The sequence below is a fragment of the Exiguobacterium sp. A1_3_1 genome (assembly GCF_048985645.1).
Taxonomy (GTDB): domain Bacteria; phylum Bacillota; class Bacilli; order Exiguobacteriales; family Exiguobacteriaceae; genus Exiguobacterium_A; species Exiguobacterium_A indicum.
Genome location: NZ_WBYY01000007.1, coordinates 15,985 through 40,645 on the forward strand (window position 1 = coordinate 15,985; position 24,661 = coordinate 40,645).

At 50.4% G+C, this 24,661-nt stretch carries 22 protein-coding genes; 7 read left to right on the forward strand and 15 right to left on the reverse strand.

Translation table 11 applies throughout. The features are described from left to right. Positions 1-12: 12 nt before the first annotated feature. Both paaA and F8N00_RS01705 read right to left on the reverse strand, forming a co-directional pair. The gene (gene paaA, locus F8N00_RS01700) at positions 13-984 is read right to left on the reverse strand and encodes a 1,2-phenylacetyl-CoA epoxidase subunit PaaA (protein ID WP_133208338.1); all 972 of its coding nucleotides are present in this window, start codon (positions 982-984) and stop codon (positions 13-15) included. Between the two features lie 18 nt (positions 985-1,002). After that, the gene (locus tag F8N00_RS01705; protein ID WP_336449390.1) at positions 1,003-2,280 is read right to left on the reverse strand and encodes a phenylacetate--CoA ligase; all 1,278 of its coding nucleotides are present in this window, start codon (positions 2,278-2,280) and stop codon (positions 1,003-1,005) included. Positions 2,281-2,611: 331 nt separating this feature from the next. On the opposite strand from F8N00_RS01705, the gene F8N00_RS01710 reads away from it, so the two are divergent. From F8N00_RS01710 to F8N00_RS01740, 7 genes are all read left to right on the forward strand, one after another. After that, on the forward strand, positions 2,612-3,013 hold the full coding sequence (locus F8N00_RS01710) for a thioesterase family protein (RefSeq protein WP_023466986.1): 402 nt from the start codon (positions 2,612-2,614) through the stop codon (positions 3,011-3,013). Positions 3,014-3,050: 37 nt separating this feature from the next. After that, positions 3,051-4,193: a Glu/Leu/Phe/Val family dehydrogenase gene (locus F8N00_RS01715; protein WP_133208336.1), complete on the forward strand. Its 1,143-nt coding sequence runs from the start codon at positions 3,051-3,053 to the stop codon at positions 4,191-4,193. Between the two features lie 13 nt (positions 4,194-4,206). After that, complete coding sequence (gene pdhA, locus F8N00_RS01720; protein WP_058265565.1) at positions 4,207-5,256, forward strand: pyruvate dehydrogenase (acetyl-transferring) E1 component subunit alpha; 1,050 nt, start codon at positions 4,207-4,209, stop codon at positions 5,254-5,256. A gap of 1 nt (position 5,257) precedes the next feature. After that, entirely contained in the window at positions 5,258-6,256 is a 999-nt protein-coding gene (locus F8N00_RS01725; RefSeq protein ID WP_421017633.1) for an alpha-ketoacid dehydrogenase subunit beta, read from the forward strand. A 13-nt stretch (positions 6,257-6,269) separates the two neighbouring features. After that, a complete protein-coding gene (locus F8N00_RS01730) occupies positions 6,270-7,487 on the forward strand; it encodes a dihydrolipoamide acetyltransferase family protein (protein ID WP_421017634.1) in 1,218 nt (405 codons plus the stop codon). 1 nt (position 7,488) lies between these two features. Next, a complete protein-coding gene (locus F8N00_RS01735; protein ID WP_058714020.1) occupies positions 7,489-8,886 on the forward strand; it encodes a dihydrolipoyl dehydrogenase family protein in 1,398 nt (465 codons plus the stop codon). Between the two features lie 78 nt (positions 8,887-8,964). Next, complete coding sequence (locus tag F8N00_RS01740; protein WP_058265562.1) at positions 8,965-9,465, forward strand: methylated-DNA--[protein]-cysteine S-methyltransferase; 501 nt, start codon at positions 8,965-8,967, stop codon at positions 9,463-9,465. Here the strand turns inward: F8N00_RS01740 and F8N00_RS01745 are convergent. From F8N00_RS01745 to F8N00_RS01805, 13 genes are all read right to left on the reverse strand, one after another. After that, positions 9,439-9,849, reverse strand: a complete 411-nt coding sequence (locus F8N00_RS01745; protein WP_421017635.1) for a VOC family protein — start codon at positions 9,847-9,849, stop codon at positions 9,439-9,441. The genes F8N00_RS01740 and F8N00_RS01745 overlap by 27 nt on opposite strands. Positions 9,850-9,979: 130 nt before the next feature. Continuing rightward, a complete protein-coding gene (locus F8N00_RS01750; protein ID WP_421017636.1) occupies positions 9,980-10,984 on the reverse strand; it encodes an aldose epimerase family protein in 1,005 nt (334 codons plus the stop codon). After that, positions 10,981-12,477 carry a UDP-glucose--hexose-1-phosphate uridylyltransferase gene (locus F8N00_RS01755; protein WP_421017637.1) on the reverse strand — a complete coding sequence of 499 codons (1,497 nt, stop codon included), beginning with the start codon at positions 12,475-12,477 and terminating at the stop codon, positions 10,981-10,983. The genes F8N00_RS01750 and F8N00_RS01755 overlap by 4 nt, the downstream gene beginning before the upstream one ends. 30 nt (positions 12,478-12,507) lie before the next feature. Continuing rightward, positions 12,508-13,506, reverse strand: coding sequence for a UDP-glucose 4-epimerase GalE (gene galE, locus F8N00_RS01760; protein ID WP_421017638.1), 999 nt, complete (start codon positions 13,504-13,506; stop codon positions 12,508-12,510). Beyond that, positions 13,507-14,679 (reverse strand): galactokinase, encoded by a 1,173-nt coding sequence (locus F8N00_RS01765; RefSeq protein ID WP_035399048.1) that lies wholly within the window; start codon positions 14,677-14,679, stop codon positions 13,507-13,509. It abuts the gene before it with no gap. Beyond that, entirely contained in the window at positions 14,676-16,799 is a 2,124-nt protein-coding gene (locus tag F8N00_RS01770) for an alpha-galactosidase (RefSeq protein ID WP_035399050.1), read from the reverse strand. The genes F8N00_RS01765 and F8N00_RS01770 overlap by 4 nt, the downstream gene beginning before the upstream one ends. A 14-nt stretch (positions 16,800-16,813) precedes the next feature. After that, positions 16,814-18,808 (reverse strand): beta-galactosidase, encoded by a 1,995-nt coding sequence (locus tag F8N00_RS01775; RefSeq protein WP_421017639.1) that lies wholly within the window; start codon positions 18,806-18,808, stop codon positions 16,814-16,816. A gap of 25 nt (positions 18,809-18,833) precedes the next feature. Then, positions 18,834-19,619 carry a carbohydrate ABC transporter permease gene (locus F8N00_RS01780; RefSeq protein ID WP_023466970.1) on the reverse strand — a complete coding sequence of 262 codons (786 nt, stop codon included), beginning with the start codon at positions 19,617-19,619 and terminating at the stop codon, positions 18,834-18,836. A 13-nt stretch (positions 19,620-19,632) separates the two neighbouring features. Next, a complete protein-coding gene (locus F8N00_RS01785) occupies positions 19,633-20,595 on the reverse strand; it encodes a carbohydrate ABC transporter permease (RefSeq protein WP_029343340.1) in 963 nt (320 codons plus the stop codon). A 72-nt stretch (positions 20,596-20,667) separates the two neighbouring features. Beyond that, entirely contained in the window at positions 20,668-21,978 is a 1,311-nt protein-coding gene (locus F8N00_RS01790; RefSeq protein ID WP_050678942.1) for an ABC transporter substrate-binding protein, read from the reverse strand. 29 nt (positions 21,979-22,007) lie between these two features. Further along, entirely contained in the window at positions 22,008-22,490 is a 483-nt protein-coding gene (locus F8N00_RS01795) for a hypothetical protein (protein ID WP_050678941.1), read from the reverse strand. Positions 22,491-22,711: 221 nt separating this feature from the next. Next, complete coding sequence (locus F8N00_RS01800; protein WP_023466966.1) at positions 22,712-23,872, reverse strand: ROK family transcriptional regulator; 1,161 nt, start codon at positions 23,870-23,872, stop codon at positions 22,712-22,714. Between the two features lie 110 nt (positions 23,873-23,982). Continuing rightward, the coding region (locus F8N00_RS01805; protein ID WP_421017640.1) for a hypothetical protein at positions 23,983-24,661 on the reverse strand (679 nt) is incomplete at its 5' end.

Consider the following 24,661-nt stretch of genomic DNA (forward strand, 5'->3'; position numbering starts at 1 on the left):
TGCTTTCCCCTCTCATGCCTTCGTTTCAGCGAGTGCATCCCGTACCCAGGCGTTATTTTCATAAGATGTCCGGCGCAAGTCCAGTCGCTCTTTCGAACGTGGTCCTCCCCCTTGGATGATCGTCTTGAATTTTGTCCAGTCTGGCTGTGCATATTCCCACTGCCCTGTCTCTTCATCAAAACGTAACGTCGGATCCGGAATGACGAGTCCGAGTGAACGAATCCGTGGTACGTACTTCGTAAAGAAGTTTTGCCGTAACTCTTCATTCGTTTTCGTCCGAATCTTATAGGCGATCGTCACGTCCTGTTTCGATGTCCCGGTCGTCTCTTTCGAGGCTGGTCCAAAGAACATCAACAAGGATTCCCACCACTCATCCAGTGATTCCTGAATCATCGCCCGCTGTTCCGGTGTCCCTTCCGCGAGTGCCATGATGATCGACTCTCCGTGTTGCGCATGGAAGACCTCTTCCGCACAGATCCGTTGTAAAGCCCGTGCGTAAGGTCCATATGAAGCACCGAGCATGTTCGTCTGCGTGATGATCGCCGCGCCATCGACGAGCCAACCGATCACCCCGGCATCAGCCCATGACCGCGTCGGCATGTGGAAGACGTTGTGGAACTTCAATCGTCCTGTGAACAAATCATCCATCAAATCCCCGCGTGTCTTGCCATACGGTTTCATCAAATCCTCGACGACACGAAGCAACAGTTGTCCATGCCCCATCTCATCCTGGACCTTCGCCATGATGCCGAGCTTCCGGCGAAGTGATGGTGCTTTTGGAACCCATTCTTTTTCCGGAAGTGCACCCATGATTTCACTGATACCGTGCATCGAAATCAATTTAATCAGCGTGTCCCGGTAAAAAGCAGGCATCCAGTCATCGGCTTCGATTTTTTCACCTCGCTCGATCCGCTCCTTAAAGCGAGCCAATTTTTCCTCTTCCGTCAGTTGGACGGGTTCGAACAGTTGTGTTGCATCATACATGCTAGTTCCTCCTTTGAATCAGACGAGTGATGTCGAGCGTCGATCAACGATTCGAACGGCTTTCCCTTCCGATCGTGGTAACCCTTGATGCGGGTGACAGACGAGATCAATAGAAATGAGACATTCCGACTTGATAGCGTCACATATCGAACGCCTTTGTTGCTCCGAGATATTTTCGAATTCGATATGTAGCTCAACGGCATCGAGTCCCGCTTTACGCACGAGATGGATTTGATAATGTGGCGTCACGTCCGGTTGTTGGAGCAAGACTCGCTCGATTTCTGACGGAAAGACGTTGACCCCTCGGATGATCAGCATGTCGTCTGTCCGACCTTTGACACGTGACATCCGTGTCGTCGTCCGACCACAAGCACACGCCTCATGCGTGATCGATGCTAAGTCACCCGTCCGGTAGCGAATAATTGGAAGCGCTTTCTTTTTCAAGCTTGTAAAAACGAGTTCCCCGACCATGCCATCTGGTACCGGTTCCCCCGTAACGGGATCGATGACTTCCGTAATGAATAAGTCATCCATAATATGCAGACCTGCCTGCTCCTGACATTCCATCGCGACACCTGGTCCCATGATTTCACTGAGTCCATAAATATCGAATGCCTGTAGATCAAAGGTCTGTTCGAGTGTCTGACGCATCTCTTCCGACCAGGGTTCAGCTCCGAAGATGCCGTAACGCATGCTTGTCTTTCGTGGATCGATGCCCCGTTCGATCATGCGTTCTGCTAATCGCAAGATATAAGAAGGTGTCCCACAGATCCCATCCGGTCGGAAATCTTCGATCAACGTGATTTGGCGATCCGTGTTGCCACCGGAAATCGGTAGGATCGTCATGCCTAGTTTTTCGGCACCTGCATGAAGACCGAGACCACCTGTGAACAGTCCGTAACCATACGCATTGTGTAGCAAATCGGCTGGTGATCCACCAGCTAAGACTAAACTGCGTGCCACGGCACCGGCCCAGTCATCTAAATCTTCTTGCGTATAACCAACGACGGTCGGTTTACCGCTCGTTCCAGACGACGCGTGAATCCGGGTGATCTGTTCTCGTTCGACGGCAAATAGCCCGAACGGATAATGATCGCGTAAATCTTGTTTACGTGTGAAGGGAAACTTTCGTAGATCCTCAATCGTTTGAAAGTCATTCGCTGTCATCTGTAAGGCCTGGAGGCGTTCTTGATAGAACGGGACACGCGTGACGTGTTCCATCGTTTGACGTAATTGCTCCATCTGTAGCTGCTCCCGCGTTTGAGCATCCATCGTTTCGTGATGTTGATCGTACATACCTGCACCTCCTCATCATGTATACAATAATAAAACGGTCGTTTATTTTTAGTTATATGTTTAACGTACGACACGTTCACAATGTTGTCAATCTTGTTTTGTTAAATGCTCCCAAACGATTCTCACTTTATCACTTCAACGCACTTTATCAATAAAATAATTGGCTTAGAACAAGAGATTTCATGATAGACAGTCTTTTTTTGGAAAATATTTCTGAAATGATTTGCTCATTTTGTAACGGGTTGATAAAATATCGTGTGACAAGTGTTATACTATTTTTGGTAAGACCACTTGATTGAATAAAGATTCGGTGTTGTGAAAGGGGATCACGATGAAACTAGGATTAGCTGTCGGGGATACAGCAGAGATTCAAGCGGTCGTCTCAGAAGATATGTTTGCACGATTTGAAGGTCAGCTCGTTCATCCTGCATACTCCACCGTTTCGATGGTTTATCACATGGAATGGGCAGCACGTCAACTGATTTTGCCTTACTTAGAAGCTGGTGAAGAAGGTGTCGGGGGTGCAGTTTCACTGAAGCATCTTGGTATGGCAGCTGAAGGAACACGATTGATCGTTACCGCTACAGTAACTGCGATGACATCACGTCGCGTTGATGCTAGCATCGAAGTCCGAGACGGACAAACGATCATCGGTACAGGGGAAGTCACACAATTCATTTTAGAAAAAAGCCGGATTCAAGAAAAATTACAAAATAACGTTCCAACAAAATGAAAGCGCTTACTTATATTTGATAGAGGAGGACTCTACTATGAACATGTTAAATCCATCTACAAATCCAACGCTCTCGATCATGGAAAAAATCGCTGGTCACGAACAAGTCGTCTTTTGCAACGATCCTGTCTCGGGGTTACAAGCCATCATCGCGATTCACGATACGACGCTCGGTCCTGCTCTCGGCGGATGTCGAATGGCGCCTTACGCTTCTGTTGATGAAGCACTCGACGATGTGCTGCGTTTGTCACGCGGTATGACGTATAAATGCGCTGCCGCTGACGTTGATTTCGGTGGTGGTAAAGCTGTCATCATCGGTAATCCAGCGACGGATAAATCACCGGAGCTTTTCCGTGCTTTCGGTCGCTTCGTCGATTCGCTTGGTGGTCGGTTCTACACGGGAACAGACATGGGCACGACGATGGATGATTTCGTCCATGCTAGCCGAGAAACATCACGGATCGTCGGCATTCCGGAAGCATTTGGTGGTAGTGGTGATTCATCGATTCCGACGGCTGAAGGTGTCGTTTACGGGCTTCGAGCGACGATCGAGACGCTCTTCGGTTCAGACGACTTAAGTCGGGCAACCTATGCGATCCAAGGACTCGGAAAAGTCGGCTTTAAGGTCGCAGAACAACTGTTGCTCGCAGGGGCGACGATTTATGTCTCTGACGTCAATGAAGCCGCACTCGCAGCAATCGTAACCCAAGCTGAAATGGCTCCTGGCACGGTTCGCGTCGTCTCGCCTCACGAAATCCATCTGACGGATGCTGATATTTTTGTTCCGTGTGCATACGGTGGTGTCATTCACGCCCAAAATATTGCTCTCTTACCGTGCAAAGCCATCTGTGGTTCGGCGAACAATCAGCTTGCAGATGAACAGCTCGCGCACGTCTTGATGGACCGCGGCATCTTGTATGCACCAGACTATATCGTTAACGGTGGTGGATTGATCCAAGTCGCTGACGAACTGTACGGAGCAAATCACGAACGGGTTCTCCTGAAGACGCGTCACATCTATGACGCCGTGCTCGAAGTCTTCAAGGAGTCGCAAGCAGAAAACATCACGACGGTCGAAGCGGCGAACCGGATGTGTGAAAAACGGATGCAGATCCGGGCGAAACACAACAATATCTTCACGAATACGACAAAACCAAAATGGGATATCCGTAACCACTGAAGGAGGGACTGACATGGAGCAACATTTTCCGATTCAACGCATCATCGATGAAGAAGGTCGTATCATCGATGCCTCAAAAGAACACGATCTGACGAAAGAGCTCGCCCTCACCCTGTATGAACAGATGCATCGGATCCGTACGTTCGACCGGAAGGCAATCAACTTACAACGCCAAGGGCGCCTCGGCACTTATGCACCGTTCGAAGGACAAGAGGCGGCGCAAGTCGGTAGTGCACTGGCGTTGTCAGAGCAGGACTGGTTATTCCCGACGTACCGGGATCACGGTGCGACGTTGACGTTCGGTGCCGACATGGTGCGGACCCTTCTCTACTGGAACGGTCGTGTCGAAGGTTGCGTGCCATCTGAGAAACACATCTTCCCTCCTGCCGTACCGATTGCGACGCAAATTCCGCATGCCGTCGGTGCCGCGTGGGCGGAAAAACGAAAAGGTACGACGAACGTTGCGGTCGCCTACTTTGGTGACGGGGCGACGTCTGAAGGTGACTTCCACGAAGGGATGAACTTCGCCAGTGTCTTCCAAGCACCGGTTATCCTCTTCAACCAAAACAATCAATTCGCGATTTCTGTTCCGATCGAAAAACAGATGCATTCCGAGACGATTGCACAAAAAGCGATCGCCTACGGGATGCCAAGCGTCCGGATCGATGGGAACGATGCATTTGCCGTCTATTTCACGATGCAAGCAGCCGTTGCGCGTGCCCGTTCTGGCGGTGGACCAACATTGATTGAAGCCGTCACATGGCGATTTGGTGCGCATACGACAGCAGATGATCCAACGAAATACCGTGATCAAGCTCGCTCGCGTGACCGGGTCGATCCGCTCGATCGACTTGAACAGTTCTTAAAACATCAAGGCTACTTTGACGAAACCTGGATGCAACAGCTGCAGGAACGGCACCAGGCAGAAATCGAAGCTGCAGTAACTGCGATGGAGCAATTCAAGGCACCAGACGTCAATGATCTGTTTGACCATACGTACGCGACCTTACCGGTTGATGTCCAGCAACAAAAAGAAGCGTATCTGCTAGCAAGGGGGAAATGAGATGGCAACACCAATCAATCGTCAAACAGAGATGACACTCGTTCAAGCTGTCACGGATGCCCTGCGGACAAAATTGTCGGAGGATGAGACAACCCTCGTCCTTGGAGAAGACGTCGGAAAAAACGGTGGTGTCTTCCGAGCGACGGACGGCTTACAGGAAGAGTTCGGGGAAGACCGGATCGTCGATACACCGCTCAGTGAAGCCGGCATCGTCGGTACGTCGATCGGTCTTGCCATCAATGGCTTTAAACCGATCGTCGAGATTCAATTTCTCGGCTTCATCTACCCTGCCTATGAACAAATCATGACGCACGTCTCCCGGATCCGGATGCGAACGATGGGACGGTACAGTGTGCCGATGGTCATTCGTGCGCCTTATGGTGCCGGCATCCGGGCACCGGAAATCCATTCCGACAGCACAGAAGCACTCTTTACATCGATGCCTGGTCTCAAGGTTGTCTGCCCGGCGACGCCATACGATGCAAAAGGGTTATTGATTGCTGCGATTGAAGATCCAGATCCCGTGTTGTTCCTTGAGTCGATGCGCAGTTACCGCTCATTCAAAGAAGTCGTACCGAGCGAATCGTATACCGTTGAGATCGGAAAAGCGCGCTGCGTCAGCGAAGGGACGGACGTGACGTTGATCGCCTGGGGAGCAATGGTTCAAGTAGCCCAAAAGGCAGCAACTGCTGCAAAGGAACGCGGTATCTCTTGCGAAGTCCTCGACTTACGAACGCTTTATCCGCTCGACCGGGAAACGATCGCTGCTTCCGTTCAAAAGACCGGTCGTGCCGTCATCGTGCATGAAGCCGCAGCAATGGGTGGTCTCGGTAATGATCTCGTGACGTTGATTAATGATACGGCGTTTCTTTATTTACGGGCACCGATTGCCCGCGTGACCGGTTTTGATGTTCCGGTTCCACTGTTCGCCCTAGAAGACCATTACATTCCGACGCCAGAACGTGTCCTTGCGACGATTCAGCGTACGGTCGAGTTTTAAGGAGCTGAATGCCATGATCGAAGTTAAATTGCATGATGTCGGTGAAGGAATGACAGAAGGTGAAATCGCCCATTATCTCGTTCAAGTCGGAGACCATGTCACGACGGATCAACCGGTCGTCGAGGTCGCGACCGATAAGATGGTCGCCGAACTACCGGCTCCCGTCTCCGGAATCGTCAAGGAAATCATCATCCCGGTCGGTCAGACGGTGCAAGTCGGTACGACGTTATTGCACATCGAAGCAAGTAACGCTTCCGACATGCCGGTCGCGGTAACACCTGAAGCGTCGCCCGCTCCTGAACCAGCATCGGTTGCTGTCACCGCCCCACCTTTTCAAGTTTCTCCAGCAAAACGGGTCCTTGCGACACCATATACACGAAAAATCGCTCGTGATCACGGGATTGATATCGAAACTGTCACGGCTTCCGATCCATCAGGTCGAGTCTCGGAGGACGATGTGCTTCGCTTCGTCCAGACTGCTACTGCTCCACAAGAATCAGTTGCGCCGATCATTGAAGAGGTCACGTACCAAGAGACCTCACCGGAAACGATTCCGTTCCGCGGCATTCGCAAGCAAATCGCGAAAAAAATGACCCGGTCGCTGTACACGATTCCCCATGTCACTCACTTCGAAGAAGTCGATATGACGCGTTTGCTTGCACTACGTGCCGAATGGAAAGCAGCTGGACGAAACATCAACGTCAACGCCTTCTTCATTAAAGCCTTGATTGTTGCCTTAAAAGAGTATCCTGTCTTTCATGCCAAACTCGATGAAGCAAATGCATGTATTCGATTAGAGCAGGATTTCCACTTTGGCATGGCAACCGAAACACCGGACGGGTTGATGGTTCCGGTCATCCGTCATGCCGATCAGCTCTCACTGACGGAACTGCATGAACAATTGGTCGCGTTGCAACAACGTGCTCAAAACGGTGCCTTGCGCGCAGCGGATTTAAAAACAAGCACTTTTACGATGAGTAATGTCGGTCCGCTCGGCAGTACGGGAGCAACACCGATCATCAACTATCCGGAGACAGCACTGATTGCCTTCCATAAGACGAAAAAACGAGCCTGTGTCGACGAGAACGATCAAATCGTCGTTCGCTCGATGATGAATTTGTCGATGTCGTTCGATCATCGTGTCGCAGACGGGGCAACGGCTGTTGCCTTTACGAACCGATTCGTGTCACTGATTGAACATCCGACTACCCTACTTCTGGAGTTGATCTAACATGGTTGTTGGCGAACTTACACAAGAACGGGATCTTCTGATCATCGGTGGAGGTCCCGCAGGTTATACGGCAGCGATCCGTGCTGCACAAGGCGGTCGAAACGTTACATTGATTGAACAAGCTGAACTCGGTGGACTTTGTCTGAACCGAGGCTGTATCCCGTCCAAGGTCTATGCGCATGCGGCAGAAGAGATGTTACGCTTGCCGCATCTTGAAGACCTTGGATTCAACACTTCTGCTGTCCATGATTTCAGCAAACTGAATGCTTACCGAAATCGTGTCGTGCAGCAATTACGTCAAGGAGTGGTCGCCCTCTGTCAGGCGAACCAGATTGAGCATATCTCTGGTGCAGCCTCCTTCCTGTCAGAGGACCGGATCGGCGTCGAATCGGGACATCAGTTCGATACGTACCGATTTCAAGACGTTATCATTGCGACCGGTAGTCACAGCATCCAGCACGAGGAAGCGTGCCGTTTGAATGCCGAACAGCTTTATCAACTCGAGCAACTACCAGAGAGCTTATTGATCATTGGATCTGACACGTTAGCACTCGAAGCGGCCGCCTGTTTCCATGCACTTGGGACAGAGGTGACGTTGTTCGCGGATCAATTGTCACTCGAACCTAGCCTTGAAAAGGAACTGAAGCGGACATTCAAAAAACAAAAAATCCGTCTCGTGTCGGATGTCGTGACACGTATCGAGGCTTCATCGGACGCGACCGTCACCGTCATGAAAAACGGAGAAGAAGTCGCCTATCAGGGTGCCTATCTGTTCCAGTCTCTTTCCCGGATCCCGAACAGTTTGACACTCGGTCTCGAACGGATCGGTGTGACGCTTGCAGAAGACGGGACGATTCCAGTTGACGCAACTGGACGAACGAATCAACCGCATATTTACGCAATCGGTGATGTGACACCAGGTCCACAGCTCGCCATCCGTGCGATTCATGAAGCGAAGCGAACGGCAGCTCACTTGTCTGGTCAAGACGTCGATTCAACGACACCGTATTACCCGACGGTTCTACGGACCTTCCCACCGATTGCTTCGGTCGGGATGACAGAACAAGAAGCGGTCGAAGCCGGACATGCTGTTCAGAGCGGACAGTTCCCGCTGAATGCAAACGGAGCGACTACGATCGAAGGTGGCAGTGGGTTCGTCAAGGTCATCGCTGACGAGCAGACATCACTGATCCTTGGTATTCACATGATCGGGGACGATGCTCATCGTCTCGTCGGACAATTCACCCAAGCGCTGGAACTGACAGCAAAACGGGAGGATCTCCTCTTCCCTGTCATGGCCCATCCGAGTCGAAGCGAAGCCTTGACGGAATCGATGGAAGCCTTATTTGGTCAATCGATCCATCTTCCACCACGTCAACAAGTCGGTTCGCGCGCGTAATCCAAAAAAGGTGCCTCTGCGTCAGAAGCACCTCTTTTGGATTCATCACTTCATTTCGCGTAGAAAGGAAAACATGTCATGGAACTGTACTTCACTCGTTTGCACTGGAATACGCATACGTTTCCGGTCGCTGCTACAGCAGATGGTCTCTGTTATGTCGGCGCTTGGGATGAACCGGAGGATTTATTCGACGACTGGTCGCGGAAACACTTCCCCCGAGCCGAGCGGGTTGCTTCTGACACCGCGCTTGCTCCGTATACGGAGCAGCTACTGGCTTATCTGAATCAGCAGTCGACGACACTGTCCTTTCCAATCGCACCAGTCGGTACCCCGTTTCAACTTGAAGTCTGGCATGCTTTACGCGCGGTTCCGTACGGTCAAACCGCCACCTACTCCGATATCGCGGAACGTCTCTTTCGACCGAACGCGACTCGCGCGATTGGCACAGCAATCGGAAAAAACCGATTACTGCTCGCGATCCCATGTCACCGGATCATCGGCAAAAAAGGCGATCTGCTCGGCTATCATGGTGGTCTGAATATGAAGCGTACACTACTCGCGCTCGAGCAACGCCTCTAATTCTCGTCCCCCTTCGCTGAAAGATAGAGCGAACAGAATCCCGAACGGGTCGCGGACTTGCGCATACCAACCTCCAAAGTCTGCTACCGCAAGGGGTGTGACGATTTGACCGTCTGTCGTTAATTGCAGATACACTTGCTCGAGCTCTTCAAGCGACGTAAAAGTCAACAACAGATGGAGCGAAGAAGAGGTATTCGGTGCGTCACTCTCGTCCCAGAGCATCAATTCAAACGCCCCATTGGATAAATGCGCGTGGTAGACGGTATCTCCTGCTTCATCCATTATGATACGCCGACGTGTCATCGCAAATACGTTTTCGTAGTACACGATCGCCTGCTTGGCTTGTCCCGCAAAAACGAGACAAGGAGTAGCGGCATACTGCATGGAAAGCCCTCCTTTCATTGTGGTTTAGTATCACCTTTCGCACTTTTCTTCCCGATTTCCTTCTATACACAAAAAGCCCCACTTTCCTGTCCAACCGAACATGGAAAATGGGGCTTCTTCTTCGAATCCATTAAGACACTACACCAAAGCGATAAGCTGTTTTCCAGTGATAGGTCTCACCGGGTGACAACAAGATTGATGGAAAAGCAGATTCATGGACTGCATTCGGATGGACTTGTGCTTCAAGGCATAGACCAAGTGATGGTCGAGCCGGAACACCATGAACCGTATAATCAGTCAGCAGTTGCGTTCCAGTATAGAGCACGACCGCCGGCTGATTCGTTGTCACGTCGACGAAACGACCGGACACCGGATCTTCAAGTCGAAGTATGTCATCCCGTAATACGAAGGGATGATCATAGCCGTTTCCAACTGCAATCGTCTCGGGATGCTCAAGCGTAATCCCGTCACGAATCGACTGACCGTTTCGGAAATCGAACGGGGTTCCGGAGACGTCCCGTTGTTCCCCTGTCGGCAAGCCGTCTGGCTGGACCGGTAAGTAGCAGTCGCTTGGTAACGTCAAGACATGATCCAACACATCCCGCTTCGCATTTCCCGATAAGTTGAAGTACGTATGATTCGTCAGATTGAGGGGTGTCGTCTGATCCGTCACGGCCGTCATCTCAAGCGTCAGTGTCGTTCCCTCTAATCGATAATACACGTCGAGTGTGACCGTTCCCGGATAACCTTCTTCTCCATCCGGACTGTTCAAGCGCAAATGGAACAATGTATCCGTCGCTTCAATGACATCGAACCATGCTTGATCGAATCCGTGAATCCCCCCATGCAGATGATTCGCACCGTCGTTTGCGACTAGCGGATAAACCTCTCCCGCTACTTCGAAGCGTGCTTGTCCGATTCGACCAGCGACGCGTCCGACGATTGCCCCGAAGTAAGGCGAATGCTGTTGATAATCTTTCACCGTTTCAAGACCGAGGACGACACTTTCCAAATGCCCCTCCCGATCAGTCGTCCGGATATCTTGGATGATGCCGCCGTAGTTCCAGAGTGTCACTTCGATGCCTTCCTGGCGTAACGTATGTCGGATCAACTCTTTCTCAAGTAGTTGTGTCATCGTTGTTCCTCCACCGGTTGGCGCGTCACGAGTTGAACGAATCGTCCGAACGCCGCCTGACCTGCTTCCGTCTGTTTAAAGACGCCACAGTCCTCGAGACCACGTACGAATTTCGCAGCGACCGCTTGCTCGACGTACATCGTGACATCTTGACCGTCATACGCTTGTTTTAGTTCTTGCGCCCAGTCAGCATGCGCGACTGCCACTTCGTCGACTTCACCTGTGATGAACTGTTCGACCTGTTGCAACTCTTGAAGCAGGCGTGCCGGTAAGACTGCCAGTCCCATCACTTCGATCAAACCGATATTTTCCCGTTTGATGTGGTGAATATCGGCATGCGTATGGAAAATACCGTCCGGATGTTCTGCTGACGTCCGGTTGTTCCGTAAGACGAGATCGAGCTCGAATTGTCCATCACGTTGACGGGCGATCGGCGTCACCGTATTGTGTCGCGTCTCACCGGTATGTGAACGGATCTCTTGGCTCTCATCCGTATACGTCAACCACGTCTCATAAACGGTCGTCGCAGTATCGAGTAGTGCCGACGCATCTTCACTCTTCAGACGCAACACACTCAGTGGCCAGTGTAAGGTTTCGCCAGTGACTGTCGGCTGATCCGGGAACGTAAAGGATGTTAATGCGTTTGCCCGGTCCATCGCAAACGTATAGCGTCCACCTTGATAATGATCATGCGTCAGAATCGATCCACCGACGATCGGCAGGTCCGCATTCGAACCAGCAAAGTAATGTGGGAACTGCTCGACGAAGGCGAGCAGACGTGCAAACGCATCCCGATTAATGACCATGTCACGATGTTCCTGCGACAAGATGATGCTATGTTCGTTGTAATAGACGTATGGTGAATACTGCAATGCCCACGATTCTTCCGTCAGTGTCAACGGAACAATCCGGTGGTTCGCACGGGCTGGATGATTCGCACGCCCCGCGTAGCCAACGTTTTCGACGCACAACAGACACGTTGGATAGTTCGACGCCGTTGGTGCCTCCGTCCGAGCTGCTGCGATTTCACGTGGATCTTTTTCCGGCTTCGATAAGTTGATCGTGACATCAATCGTCCCGTAAGCCGTATCCGCTTGATAGCGTTTATTCTTAGCAATTCGTTTTGTTTGGATGTAGTTACTCGCTTGGCTGAGTTGATAAAAGTAATCCGTCGCCGCTACTGGTGATTCAGCGTACAGACGCCGGAATGTCGCTGTCACGTCAGACGGACGGGCGACGAAGACATCCATCACGTCTGCAGCAAACTGTTCTTTATCCTCAAGGCGCGCCGGTAGCTGTCCGCTTGTGATCAACACTTCAATCATGTCGTCCAAAATATCCGGAATTGGACGTGATGGTACGTCTGCCTGTTCTTCATAATCGGCTTGACCAATTTGTGCTAGAATTCGATTTCGGGCATAGATCGCATCTTCCGGTTCAATCAAGCGTTCCTGGATCGCTTGTGCTACTAACTGTTGGATGAGTTCATTCATCGCCGTCACTCTCCTCTTTCTGTCTCTCTATTAACGAACGCTCGTCCGGTATCCTTCTGGGTTGTGCGCATGCCAATTCCAAGCATCACGGATGATCGTTTCGATATCGGTGCGTTGTGGTATCCAGCCGAGAACTTCTTTTGCTTTGGCGGATCCAGCGATTAAGATACTCGGATCCCCTGCACGACGTTCAATGATTCGTTCTGGAATCGGATGTCCTGTCACGCGACGGGCTGCCTCGATGATTTCCCGCACGGAAAATCCTTGGCTTGAACCGAGGTTAAAGACCGTACTCTCGTTTCCATCAGCTAAATAATCAAGTGCCCGCACATGTGCGTCAATTAAGTCCTCGACATGGATGTAATCACGAATGCATGTGCCATCCGGCGTTGGATAATCATCGCCATAGATCGAAATTTCTGCCCGTTGTCGGTTGGCGACTTCAAGGACGAGCGGAATCAAATGTGTTTCTGGTGTATGGTCTTCTCCGATTTCCCCCGTTGTACGCGCACCGGCGACATTGAAGTAACGTAACGCAACGTAACGTAAGCCATACGCTTGTTCAGACCAGCGCATCATCTTCTCCATCATCAACTTCGTCTCGCCATATGCATTCGTCGGACTCGTTTCCGCTGTTTCGAGAATCGGCATCTGTTCCTGTTCACCGTATGTCGCTGCCGTCGAAGAGAAGACAATTTGTTTGATGTCGTGAGCAATCATCGCTTCGAGCAACACTTGTGTCCCGTAAACGTTGTTATCAAAGTAGCGTAATGGTTCCGTCATCGACTCGCCGACGAGTGAAAAAGCAGCGAAATGAACGACTTGTTCAATCGTCTCTTCCGTAAAGACGCGATCGAGAAAAGCACGATCGCGTATATCTCCTTCATATAAACGTGCTTGCGGGTGAACCGCTTCACGATGACCGGATTGCAGATGGTCGATGACGACGACATCCTTTCCGGCATCAATCAATTGATAGACGGCATGGGAGCCGATATAACCAGCTCCACCTACGACTAACGTTGCCATTTAGATGACCTCCCGTTCGATTTCACGTGCTCCATCACCGACCGTCGCCGTATAGAACGTCGCCGGGTATCCGATCCGTGCTTCATAGTGTTCGCCGACAGATTGTTTGAACGCATCGACTACCTCGTCTTCAACGATCGCAATCGCACAGCCACCAAAACCAGCACCTGTCATCCGTGCGCCGAGTACGCCCGGTTGCTCCCAAGCGGCTTCGACGAGTGTATCGAGTTCAATCCCTGTCACTTCATAATCTTCGCGTAACGAGACGTGTGACGCATTCATCAACTGACCGAACGTCGTCAATTCTCCCGCTTCGAGTGCCGCTAGCGCCTGAAGCGTTCGTTCATTTTCTGAAATCGCATGGCGAGCTCGACGCATCAAGATTTCTTCTTCCCACGCCACTTTTGCGAATTCTGACGTCGTCCATTGTCCGAGTGCTTCCCGTGGCGTGAATTGATTGAGATAAGCGAGTGCTGCTTCACACTCTGCACGGCGTTCATTGTATTTTGAATCCGCTAGTTCACGGCGTTTGTTCGTATTCATGATGATGATCGTATATCCTGTCAAATCGAGTGGGGCATACGTATAATCGAGCGTCTCACAATCGAGCAACAATCCCGCTCCTGCTTTTCCCATACCGATCGCAAATTGATCCATGATGCCACTGTTGACGCCAATATAACGGTTTTCGACTTGTTGACCGAACCGGACGAGATCAAGACGTGGAATCTCTAATCCGTATAATCGATCGAGCAAGACACCAATGACGAGTTCAAGCGAAGCCGATGATGAAAGACCTGCCCCGTTCGGGATGTCACCTTGAATCAGGATGTCACATCCCGTATCGATTCGGTATCCTGCTTCCTGTAAGACTGTAATCATACCCTTCGCATAGTTCGCCCAACCGTGCGTCGCGTCATACGCAAGTTCGTCGAGCGCGACTTCGATGATGCCGTCTTGCTCGAAATTCAGTGAGTAGAAGCGGAAGCGTTGATCGTCTCGTTTTCGTGCGATTGCATGCGTACCGAACGTCAACGCACATGGAAAGACGTGACCGCCATTGTAATCCGTATGTTCGCCGATTAAGTTGATCCGTCCTGGTGCAAAGAAGCGATGCGTCGACGGTAAGCCAAACCGCTGTTCAAATTGTTCTTCTAACGTCTGGTCTGTCATACGATCGTCTCCTTTGATTCGAGTAGTGAGAGCGCACGGTGGACTGGCTGAATCCGCAAGCAGCGGGCTTCATAGTCCGTCGTGTATGAGAATGTCAAGCCTTGCTGCATCAAGTAAGCGCCGCTTAACGTCCGGTCCTCGACTTGATAACGCATTGCTGGGTCGAGTCCTTTTAGCTTGAAGTGATACTGATGTGTTCCGTATTGTCGAAGTGGCGCGATCGCAAGTAGGACCGTTTCTTCTTCTGATGTATACTGCATGACGCTTGGCGTCTGTTGTGTAAAAGCAGATAAGCGATACTGGATACCGCGTTGAATCGTCGGACGAATCGCTTGATATGTCTCGATCCAGCCTTTTGCTTCCGCAAGTTCATCCGTTGACCATTCGCTTAAGTTACCACCAATGCCGAGTGTGCCTTGCATCGAGGAGACAAAGCGTGTTGCAAGCGGTACGTTGCGTCCATTTAACCAGTTCGGTCCGTCCGTCACCCAACAGCTCATCATTTTCGCGTTGTAAGCATACGAGAAGTCGTACTGAATTTGTAAGCGATCGAGTGGATCGGTGTTATCACTCGTCCAGACTTGTTCCGTCCGTGAGAGGATTCCAAGGTCAATCCGTCCGCCACCACCTGCACAGGCTTCAAAGTCGACCGTCGGATGCAAGCGACGTAATTCATCAAAGATTCGGTACAACGCATCGACGTGACGTTTCCATAATTCCTGTTGGCGATCCGTCTGGTCTTTTGGAACACCTGGTTCTGAAAAGGCGCGGTTCATGTCCCATTTGATGTAGTCGATTGCGTGACGTGTCAGCAAGTCGTCCATCATCTCGAGAATGAATTGCTCGACTTCTGGTAATCCGAGGTTTAAGACGTATTGATTCCGAGACGTCGTCCGGACTGCATCGCGCGCATGGTAAATCCAGTCTGGATGCGCCCGGTATAGATCAGAATCCGGATTGACCATCTCCGGTTCGACCCACAGACCGAATTGTAACCCTTGTTGTTTCACATACGAGATCAAAGGCTGAAGACCGTTCGGGAACTTTTCTCGATTGACATGCCAGTCACCGAGTCCCGCTTGATCGGTATGGCGTTCACCGAACCACCCGTCATCGACGACGAACAGTTCACAGCCGATTCCTGCTGCCAGATCAACGAGTTCACGTTGACCAGATTCCGTGACATCGAAATACGTCGCTTCCCATGAGTTATAAAGAACCGGACGATCGGTCGCACGTGGCATGATGACGTCACGCTGAAAGGCATGCGCATGGGCGCTCATATCCGCGAAACCGTCCGCATAGCCGATGTAGAACGTTGGTGTCGTCAACTGTTGTTGATGTGATAGTTTCCAACTGAAGTCAAACGGATTCATGCCACCTGATAGCTGAACGAAACCGAACGCATCTTGTTCGACGTGAATCGCCCAGTTACCGGAATAAGCAAAATGTCCGTAGACGACTTCACCGCCATCTTCTGTCGCGTCCTGCTCGAGTGCGAACCAAGGGTTCGCTTGGTGACTTGTCACTCCACGTCGACTTTCAATCGTCTGGCGCCCTGGTGTCACTGGTGTGATCTGTTTCTTGAACTCACCTGTCCACATGCCAGCGAAGTGATGCAGTTTTAAATTCGGTTGATGCCAGCGTCCCATCGCAAAGGACTGGGCTGCTGTTAAACGAACAGGTAATCGACCTGTGTTTTCAACGACAATCGAACGACCGATGATGTCGTAATCAGCGAACACTTCGTACTGAACCCCGACACGCATCTCCTGCAAGGGATCAAACAGCCAGAGTGTCAATTTCGTTTCCGTCTGTTCGGAGCGCTCAAACTGGAACTGGTGAATCCGCTGTCCATCCTCTCGTTCCGATTTCAAAGTTGGCTCCGTATACAACATCTCGCCGAATGGTACGAAATCGTACGTCGCGACGCCGTCTGGTGATTCAAACGAACTGTGCGCGACGACTGGACTCGGTAACGCTTTATAATCATCCCGGTATGGTAACTTGGCACCGAAATAGGTGTGAATCAGCTTACCGTTCGCACCGACCGTCACGACGTGAGCGACCCGTTTCCCTTCGACGACGAAACGACGTCCTGCTACTTCAAAGATTGCCATGGTTCTCTTCCTCCTTACGTCGTCAGAATCAGTGTCTCAAGTGGTGCGAGCTGGACCGTTCCACGATATGTCTCATCTTTTGTCAATGCTTTGTATGTTCCGTCTAACGTGACGTCCCGCGTTTCTTTCGTGTCATGGTTCATCAAGAAGAGGAAATCACGTTTTTCGCCGTGACGACGCACGATTTCGACTTGATCCGGCGCCTCGATCATCTCGATGCCGGCCTCAGTGAACGCTTGACGGTAAATCGTATCAATCATCGCGTCATCAATCGATGAGCCGATGTAGGTAATCATTCCTTTATAGGCATTGCGCGTCACAGCCGCTACACCCTCGTAGAACGTATCTTTATAAACAGCAAGCGTCTCTGCTGTCGTGGGTGTAATGAGGTCACACCAGAGGCGGGCTGTTGAGGATTGTCCTGCCATCTCGCCGATGCCTGTCACCTGATGTTGCTGAACGGATTGGAGTGACTCGTATTCGTCGATCTCGATGCCCGCATACGGCGCGAACTTACCTGGTAACGTCGTCGGTACGACATGGTTCCGTGCATCCTTGACGCCTGTCCGGTACGTGAAGATGACGTGACCGCCTTGTTCCATGTACGCAATCAAGGCATCATCGAACGTTGGATTCGTTAAGAAATAGAGTGGAACGATGATCAGTTTATAACGAGATAGATCATCACCTGGGAAGACGATGTCGGTTGCGACTTGCTGACGAACCGCTCCACCATAGAAGCGGACGAACTCCGTCCGGAAATCAAACGCATCACTGTGTGGCTGGTGTGTCCACGCCCAGACGTTTTCTTGATCGAAATAGACACCGACTTTCGCGTCATAACGGCTCGCGTTGATCTCATCGCCATACGTATTCAGTTCCGTCATGATTTGTTTGACCTCTTCGAATTTCCGCTTCGGTTTGCCGTCATGATCGATGATGCCGTGACAGAACTCCTCTGTTCCGAAATGAGCAGCCCGGAAGCGGAAGTAGACGATCGCTTCTGCTCCCCGCGCGACCGCTTGGTACGTCCAGAGGCGAATATGTCCTGGTCGTGGCAAGTAACCGATTTTACTCCAGCCTTGTGCGCCACTCAACTGTTCCATGACCCAGAACCCTTTTCCTTGCTTCGAAGAGCGGCACAGATCGTGATCGCTCGCCATCTTCTCGAACCGGTTCGGCTCCGGTAGTCCACCCCAGACTGGGTAGTTATCGAACGCCACGTAATCGAGGTCTTGCGCCATTTGTTGTTGATTGACCGCCATGTCACTGTAGACCAGATTGTGCGTGATGAAGACGTCCTCTGGAATGTAGCGACGTAAGACATCAACTTGTAATTTGTTGTAGTACGTATAGCCTTCGGCACAGAAGCGATCGAAGTCGACGAGCAAGGATGGGTTGTGTTCCTGATAGACTTTACGTGGTACCGGGATTTGCTCCCACGCCGTGTACGTCTGACTCCAGAAGACGGTTCCCCACGCTTCGTTCAAGGCATCAAGCGTTCCGTAACGGTTCGCTAGCCAACGCTGAAAAGCAGCGCGGTCGACATCACCGTAAGAACGATCCGATTTCTCATGCCCGTATTCATTATCCGTTTGCCACCCGATGACACGAGGATGTTGACCGTATCGTTTCGCCATTTCTTCCGTGATCTTGACGGATAGACGCTGGTACGTTTCGCTGTGGACCGTATAATGGCGACGAGCACCAAAGCTGATCGTCACACCGTTCTCATCGACCGGTAAGATTTCTGGATACTTCGTACATAACCAAGCCGGTGGTGTCGCAGTTGGTGTCCCGAGTACGATATCGAATCCTTCCGCACTCAAGCGTTCGATGACGTCATCCCAAAAGCTGAAGTCATAGACGCCTTCTTCCGGCTCCATCATCGACCAAGCGAATTCCGCGAGACGAACGACGTTGACGCCAAGTTCCTTCATCAGTCGGAAGTCTTCCTCCCATAGTGCTCGTGGTGTTTGTTCTGGATAATAATCGACTCCTAAATACATTGTGCTCCCCCTTACGCAAAAACAATTATTTTACTGCACCCGCCGTCATTCCTTTTTGGAAGAAACGTTGGAAGAAGATATAGAAGATCATCGTCGGTAAACTGATCAAAACAAGTGACGCGTAGATTTTTCCTGGATCCCCACCGAGCGCATCTTTGAAGAAACTTGGTGCCATCGTCACTGTCTGATAGGCAGGATCCGTCATGAACGTAAGAACCATCAAGTATTCGTTCCATGAGTTAAGGAACGCATAGATTAAAGCTGTTGCGAGCGCTGGTTTTGCGAGTGGTAGCATGACTTTGAAGAAGACTTCAAGAATCGTCGCTCCATCGATATACGCCGCTTCCATCAGTTCGTTTGGTAGTTCATCGAAGTACCCTTTGATGAGCATCAGACCGAATGGTAAGAAGAATGCGACTTCCGCTCCGATCAGTCCCCAGTGGTTGTTCAGTCCGTCAAACGAACGGAGCGTGAAGAACAATGGAACGATCATCGAAGCGACGGGTAACATCAGACCCGCTAAGACCATGTTGAACAACAGGCGTTTTCCAGCAAACTCAAGTTTCGAGAAGGCGAACGCCGCGAATGCCAGAATCGTGATCGAGATGATGATCATGAAGAAGGCAACGAAGAAACTGTTGAAGACGAACGTTGGGAAGTTCGGGTTTTGCAGTGTCGCGATATAGTTGTCGAATCCATTGATTCGGAGACTCTCTTTGAACATGACGAAAATCGGGAATAACCAGACGATTGATGCCAGCACCAATACAAGGTTGATCATCCAGCGGCTTTTTTTAGATTCTACATCCATGGGTCGTTCCTCCTTAGTTATCCATTTTCTTTTGTACGCGCAATTGGAAGTACGTGATGAGTAAGGCAATCGTCAACAGGATGATGGCAACAGCACTCGAGTAACCGACTTCCTGTTGCAACATCGATTTCCGGAATAGATAAGTCGAAATGAACTCCGTCGACGATCCCGGTCCGCCGGCTGTCGTGATCCAGACTAAGTCAAACGTCTTCAGACCACCGATGACACCGAGGATCGAAAGTGTGAACGTCGTTCCTTTCAAGTTCGGGAAGACGATGCTCCACAGTGTCCGGAAGAATCCAGCTCCATCGATTTTTGCTGCTTCGAAGATTTCCTTCTCAATCGTCAACATCGCCATGTAGTACATGACCATTGAAGAACCCGTCCACTGGAAGATGTTGATTGCAATGACGGAATAAAGCGCGATATCCGGGTCACCGAGCCAGTTCTGTTCGAGGCTACCGAGACCAATTGCACGGAGGAACTCATTGATGTAACCAAACTGGAAATCATAGATTTGTGAGAATGCCGCACCGAGTACGACAGGGCTCAAGACGACCGGGAAGAAGAAGACCGACTTCATCGCCGTCCGCATTGGTCCCGGTGTATGCAGGAAGTACGCCAAGACAAGACCGATACCGGCTTGGATCGTGACTGTTAAAATCGTGAAGATGAACGTATTCTTCAGCGAGAGATAGAAGTCTGGATCTTGGAACATCTCAGCATAGTTGTCGAGTCCGACGAACGCTTTGTCAAACGAGATTCCGTCCCACGAGAAGAACGAGTTATAGGCGTTATAGAAGATCCCATAATAGATGAAGCTGACGACGAACAAGACGATTGGGGCAACGAAAGCCCATCCGACCATGTTCCGCTTCATGTTCTTTTTCTTCCTTGGCGCAGGCGTACGTGTCGCTACCGGCTGGAGCGGTTCTGCTTTTGGTTTAATCGGCAATTCCTGTCGCTCTGTCTGCATATGGATTCCCCACTTTCCTCAAGTCCAAAAATCAGGAAGTGGCACGCAGGCGTACCACTTCACTGTCGAGTCTTATTTCGCTGATTGATCCGCTGCGTCTTGAACGCGTTGTAATGCTTCTTTCGGATCTTGTCCTGTCGCGATGTTTTGAAGTTCCTTACCGAGGATATCGTTTAATTTCGTATCCCGGATACCACGGCTAGCAACCGCTTTTGCTAATGTGTCGTTCAACATCTTGTACGACTCTTTTTCACCTTCCGATGTGAAGGCAGCATCTGAATCGACTTTGACGTCCTTGATTCCAGGTGCCATCTCGAACTCACCCATGTAGACTTCTTGTCCTTTTCCTTGGCTCATGAAGGCGATGAACTCCGCTGCACCTTCTTGTTGTTTTGACTCTTTGTTGACACCAAGTGCCATGTCGATCGATGCGATGACGGGTTGCTCTGTTCCGCCTGCTAAGTTCGGGAGTGGAACGAATCCGAGCTCATCATCGATTTTCCATTTTTCTTTTTTCTCTTTCGTCGTCATCGAGTGTGCTTCCCATGAACCGATAACCCACATCGCTGCTTTTTTATCGAAGAATTGGTTCATCCCGTCATTGTACGTCGCTAGACCAAGTGCACCTTCTTGGAAGACTTTATCCTTGAAGAGGTCTTGCCAGATTTGCGCTGTTTTGACCATCTCGTCGTCTGTCCACTTCGCTTCACCCGAAAGAACTTTTTGGATGTAGCCTGGTGCCACTTGGTGACTGAGGACGTTGTAGACGTCGATATCGATCCACGCATCTTTTGCTCCGAGCATGAGTGGGATGACTTTATCGCCTGAGTCTTTGATCTTCTTGACTGCACTGACTGTTTCTTTGTAGTTCTTCGGTGGTGTCACGCCGTATTTGTCGAGCATCGTCTTGTTGTACATCAAGTACGCTTGACCTGTGAACCCGATTGGCACTGCATATTGTTTACCGTCGAGTGTCGTTTGTTCGATTCCAAGCTCGACGAACTTGTCTTTCCAGCCTTTGCCTGCTGCTTTATCCATGTACGAATCAACGGGTACGACACGATCCTTGTACTGCTGGATCATCGGTTCTTTTAGACCGATGATGTCTGGACCCTTACCTGACAACATCGCGACTTGTAATTGTTTTTCATAGTCTTCACTGTAGCGTTTGAATTGAACGACGTATTTGTCTTGCGATTCGTTGAACGCATCAACGACTGCTTTCCCCGCTTCTGGTTGTGGCGCCCAGCCCCACCATGTGACGATCGTCTTGCCGTCTTTCGTTTTCGTTTGTTGCTCGTCTTCGCCACCACAAGCAGCAAGGAATGCGGATAATGTTAGGACTGATGCTGCAGCAACGAGTTTCGTTTTTTTGAATTTCATGTAAGAGCTCCCCTTATATGTGTAAGTAGTCAAGCGTATCGTCTAGCGTGTTCCCCTTCAATTTGTGCTTGTTTGCACCATTCTTCGATCACTTTCGTCTGAATCGGCATTCCCTGTAGCTGAATCAATACGCGGGCAATCAATCGAAGACGGTACGCCAGCGTATCAACGTCCGGTCGGACGAAGAGATATAACTCCCCACCGAGCGTTAAACAACCGGCAGAGCGCATGTGTTGCATGAGTGCGCGTAATTCAATGTATCCGCTCTCATTTTTTCGAATGTGTAGCTCGGATGAACGGATCGTCAGGACCCCTTGTACCGATGACATCCGGAATTGAAACACACCGTCACGTCGTGGTCGGACGAGCACGATATCCTGCTCGTCTGTCGGGACATCGCCTGGACCCTGTTCTGTCATCTGTTGCGTCGACCGATGAAAATAAAAACCGCGGATTGCTCCGTAACGCCCGAAAGCTTCACGGTACGAAACCCATGGATCGTATGGTTCCATTGCGCGATGCCTCCCTTTCCTGCTTCAGCTTGATTAGCCCCTGCTAACCTGCATCCACCTCCACTTAGTTGACCATGAACTTAGTAAATTAAATTTATTATCTAACTTTACACCGACTATAGCACATCACTTTTTAATTTGTAAACGGTTTCATTAAATTATTTTTGAATAACAAAACCGATTCCATCTCTTGCTGGTTCGCAAGACACGGAATCGGCTCATTAAATCGTTTGAAATAAACTGTTCGTTGCAAGGGCCGCTGCACTGAGTGCTCCCTGTTTTTCACCCCACGGGACCATCTTGACATCGGTTTCACGTGAAGCAGCGGTCAACGCCGTGTGCTCGACCCGTTCCTTGATTTGATCAACGATCGTAGGTGCGAGCTCGAACATCGGTCCCCCAAGTAAAATCCGGCGTGGATTCAAAAGATGAATCGTATTCAAGACACCGATTCCGATATATTCCCCCGCCCGTTCATACGCACGAACCGCCTGCTCGTCTCCCTCGTTCAACCGCTTGCGCAAATCAGCAAGCGTCGAGACTTGTGGATCAACGACAGCATAATCCCGTAACAATGCTTTTTCGCCTGCCAACGCTTCAAGACATCCTCGGTTCCCACACGAGCAAATCGGACCATCGAGATCAAGGCGCATATGTCCGACCTCTCCCGTAATATGATGTTGTCCGTCGACAAGCTGTCCGTCGAGCACATAAGCACCCCCGATCCCTTCCCCAGCATAGAGATAGAAGAATTGTTCGACCCCGACGCCTTCACCGAACAATAACTCAAACGAAGCGAGTGCCCGGACATCATTTTCGATGAAGACAGGATAGTCAAAACGTGCTTCGAGTTGTACCTTCAACTCAACGTCATGCAGATGGAATCGTGGAGCAAAAAGAATGACACCTGTCTCCGGATTGACCATCCCGTGGACGGAGATCCCGATTCCGTGAATCGTTCCCCGTCCTTTTGTCTGTGCAATCAAGGTCTCGCATAAGCGACCGATTGCTTCAATCAGTTCTTCATTCGTCTCAAAGCGTCCCACGGCTTCGGACTCATGAATCGTGTTCCCACTTAAATCCGCAACGACACCGATGAATTGGTGACTTGTTGCATCGATGCCGATGACGTATTGCTCTGTTGCGACGAGTTCGAGCATGATCGGTTTTCGTCCCCCATTTGATACCCCAAGCTCTCGCTCCGTCACGAGTTGTTCTGCAATCAATTCACTGACGATGTTTGATACCGTCGGCTTCGTCAAGTTCGTCCGTTGTGCTAACTCGACCCGCGAAATCGGTTGATGCATCCGGATCAGTCGCAAGACGAGTGCTCGATTATAAGAACGCATCCATTTAGAATTACGCGGTGTTTCTTTCGCCATGTCCCCCTCAACCCCTTTGGTCTGTCTCTTTACTATCTTCGCATATTTTGTAAGGGATTTCACGGTCTCACACAAAAACCGTTCATCTGCTGAACGGTTTTTGTGCACTTTCATGCTTCGTCGTATGGTTGTTCCAAGATCAAGACACGTGAACCGTCCGGATTCTCGGTCAGTTCAATTTCGACGATGGCTTGACCGACCAGCAAAACAATCGGTTGAGACGGATCATTCTCGCGAAAGAAACCGATTTTTCCGTGGTGTGCATCCATATAGTCCGCATATAAAAATGTGCCGTTGACGTGTAACTCATCCTTCATGCGATTAAACGTCAGACGTGGAACACCGTACCAGGCTTCCCCATTCAAATAAAGCAACGGACGCTCGCCGACCGATTCATTCATCGCCCGTCGGACCTCGATCGCCCCCGTCGTATCGTAATACAATCGATCCTGACCACGTGTCGCGATGACGATCGGATGTTTCTGATACAAGACGACTTCTAAAATTTCATCCGCTTGTTCGACGAAATAACCAGTATCATCCGACTGGGCAAAACTAATCGTATACAATTGCATCCAGGAAACAATATCCGTCACTTGAACCGGTTTATGAAAAAGCGCAGAAACAAGCAGTGTTTCTTGCGGAGTCACAATCAGATTGACGGAGATATCCGCTAAGCGGATCGTCCGGATTTGTGTCGAAGGATACGTATGGTCATAACTCGGAACAAGCATCGCTTCATAGTGATCATCCTTTTCGACCAGTTCAATCGATGGCATGCGTCGATCA

Bases quoted from the DNA above. Each gene is read 5' to 3' on its own strand.
- paaA (WP_133208338.1), bottom strand. From the start codon at position 984: ATGTATGATGCAACACAACTGTTCGAACCCGTCCAACTGACGGAAGAG.
- F8N00_RS01705 (WP_336449390.1), bottom strand. From the start codon at position 2,280: ATGTACGATCAACATCACGAAACGATGGATGCTCAAACGCGGGAGCAG.
- F8N00_RS01710 (WP_023466986.1), top strand. From the start codon at position 2,612: ATGAAACTAGGATTAGCTGTCGGGGATACAGCAGAGATTCAAGCGGTC.
- F8N00_RS01715 (WP_133208336.1), top strand. From the start codon at position 3,051: ATGAACATGTTAAATCCATCTACAAATCCAACGCTCTCGATCATGGAA.
- pdhA (WP_058265565.1), top strand. From the start codon at position 4,207: ATGGAGCAACATTTTCCGATTCAACGCATCATCGATGAAGAAGGTCGT.
- F8N00_RS01725 (WP_421017633.1), top strand. From the start codon at position 5,258: ATGGCAACACCAATCAATCGTCAAACAGAGATGACACTCGTTCAAGCT.
- F8N00_RS01730 (WP_421017634.1), top strand. From the start codon at position 6,270: ATGATCGAAGTTAAATTGCATGATGTCGGTGAAGGAATGACAGAAGGT.
- F8N00_RS01735 (WP_058714020.1), top strand. From the start codon at position 7,489: ATGGTTGTTGGCGAACTTACACAAGAACGGGATCTTCTGATCATCGGT.
- F8N00_RS01740 (WP_058265562.1), top strand. From the start codon at position 8,965: ATGGAACTGTACTTCACTCGTTTGCACTGGAATACGCATACGTTTCCG.
- F8N00_RS01745 (WP_421017635.1), bottom strand. From the start codon at position 9,849: ATGCAGTATGCCGCTACTCCTTGTCTCGTTTTTGCGGGACAAGCCAAG.
- F8N00_RS01750 (WP_421017636.1), bottom strand. From the start codon at position 10,984: ATGACACAACTACTTGAGAAAGAGTTGATCCGACATACGTTACGCCAG.
- F8N00_RS01755 (WP_421017637.1), bottom strand. From the start codon at position 12,477: ATGAATGAACTCATCCAACAGTTAGTAGCACAAGCGATCCAGGAACGC.
- galE (WP_421017638.1), bottom strand. From the start codon at position 13,506: ATGGCAACGTTAGTCGTAGGTGGAGCTGGTTATATCGGCTCCCATGCC.
- F8N00_RS01765 (WP_035399048.1), bottom strand. From the start codon at position 14,679: ATGACAGACCAGACGTTAGAAGAACAATTTGAACAGCGGTTTGGCTTA.
- F8N00_RS01770 (WP_035399050.1), bottom strand. From the start codon at position 16,799: ATGGCAATCTTTGAAGTAGCAGGACGTCGTTTCGTCGTCGAAGGGAAA.
- F8N00_RS01775 (WP_421017639.1), bottom strand. From the start codon at position 18,808: ATGTATTTAGGAGTCGATTATTATCCAGAACAAACACCACGAGCACTA.
- F8N00_RS01780 (WP_023466970.1), bottom strand. From the start codon at position 19,619: ATGGATGTAGAATCTAAAAAAAGCCGCTGGATGATCAACCTTGTATTG.
- F8N00_RS01785 (WP_029343340.1), bottom strand. From the start codon at position 20,595: ATGCAGACAGAGCGACAGGAATTGCCGATTAAACCAAAAGCAGAACCG.
- F8N00_RS01790 (WP_050678942.1), bottom strand. From the start codon at position 21,978: ATGAAATTCAAAAAAACGAAACTCGTTGCTGCAGCATCAGTCCTAACA.
- F8N00_RS01795 (WP_050678941.1), bottom strand. From the start codon at position 22,490: ATGGAACCATACGATCCATGGGTTTCGTACCGTGAAGCTTTCGGGCGT.
- F8N00_RS01800 (WP_023466966.1), bottom strand. From the start codon at position 23,872: ATGGCGAAAGAAACACCGCGTAATTCTAAATGGATGCGTTCTTATAAT.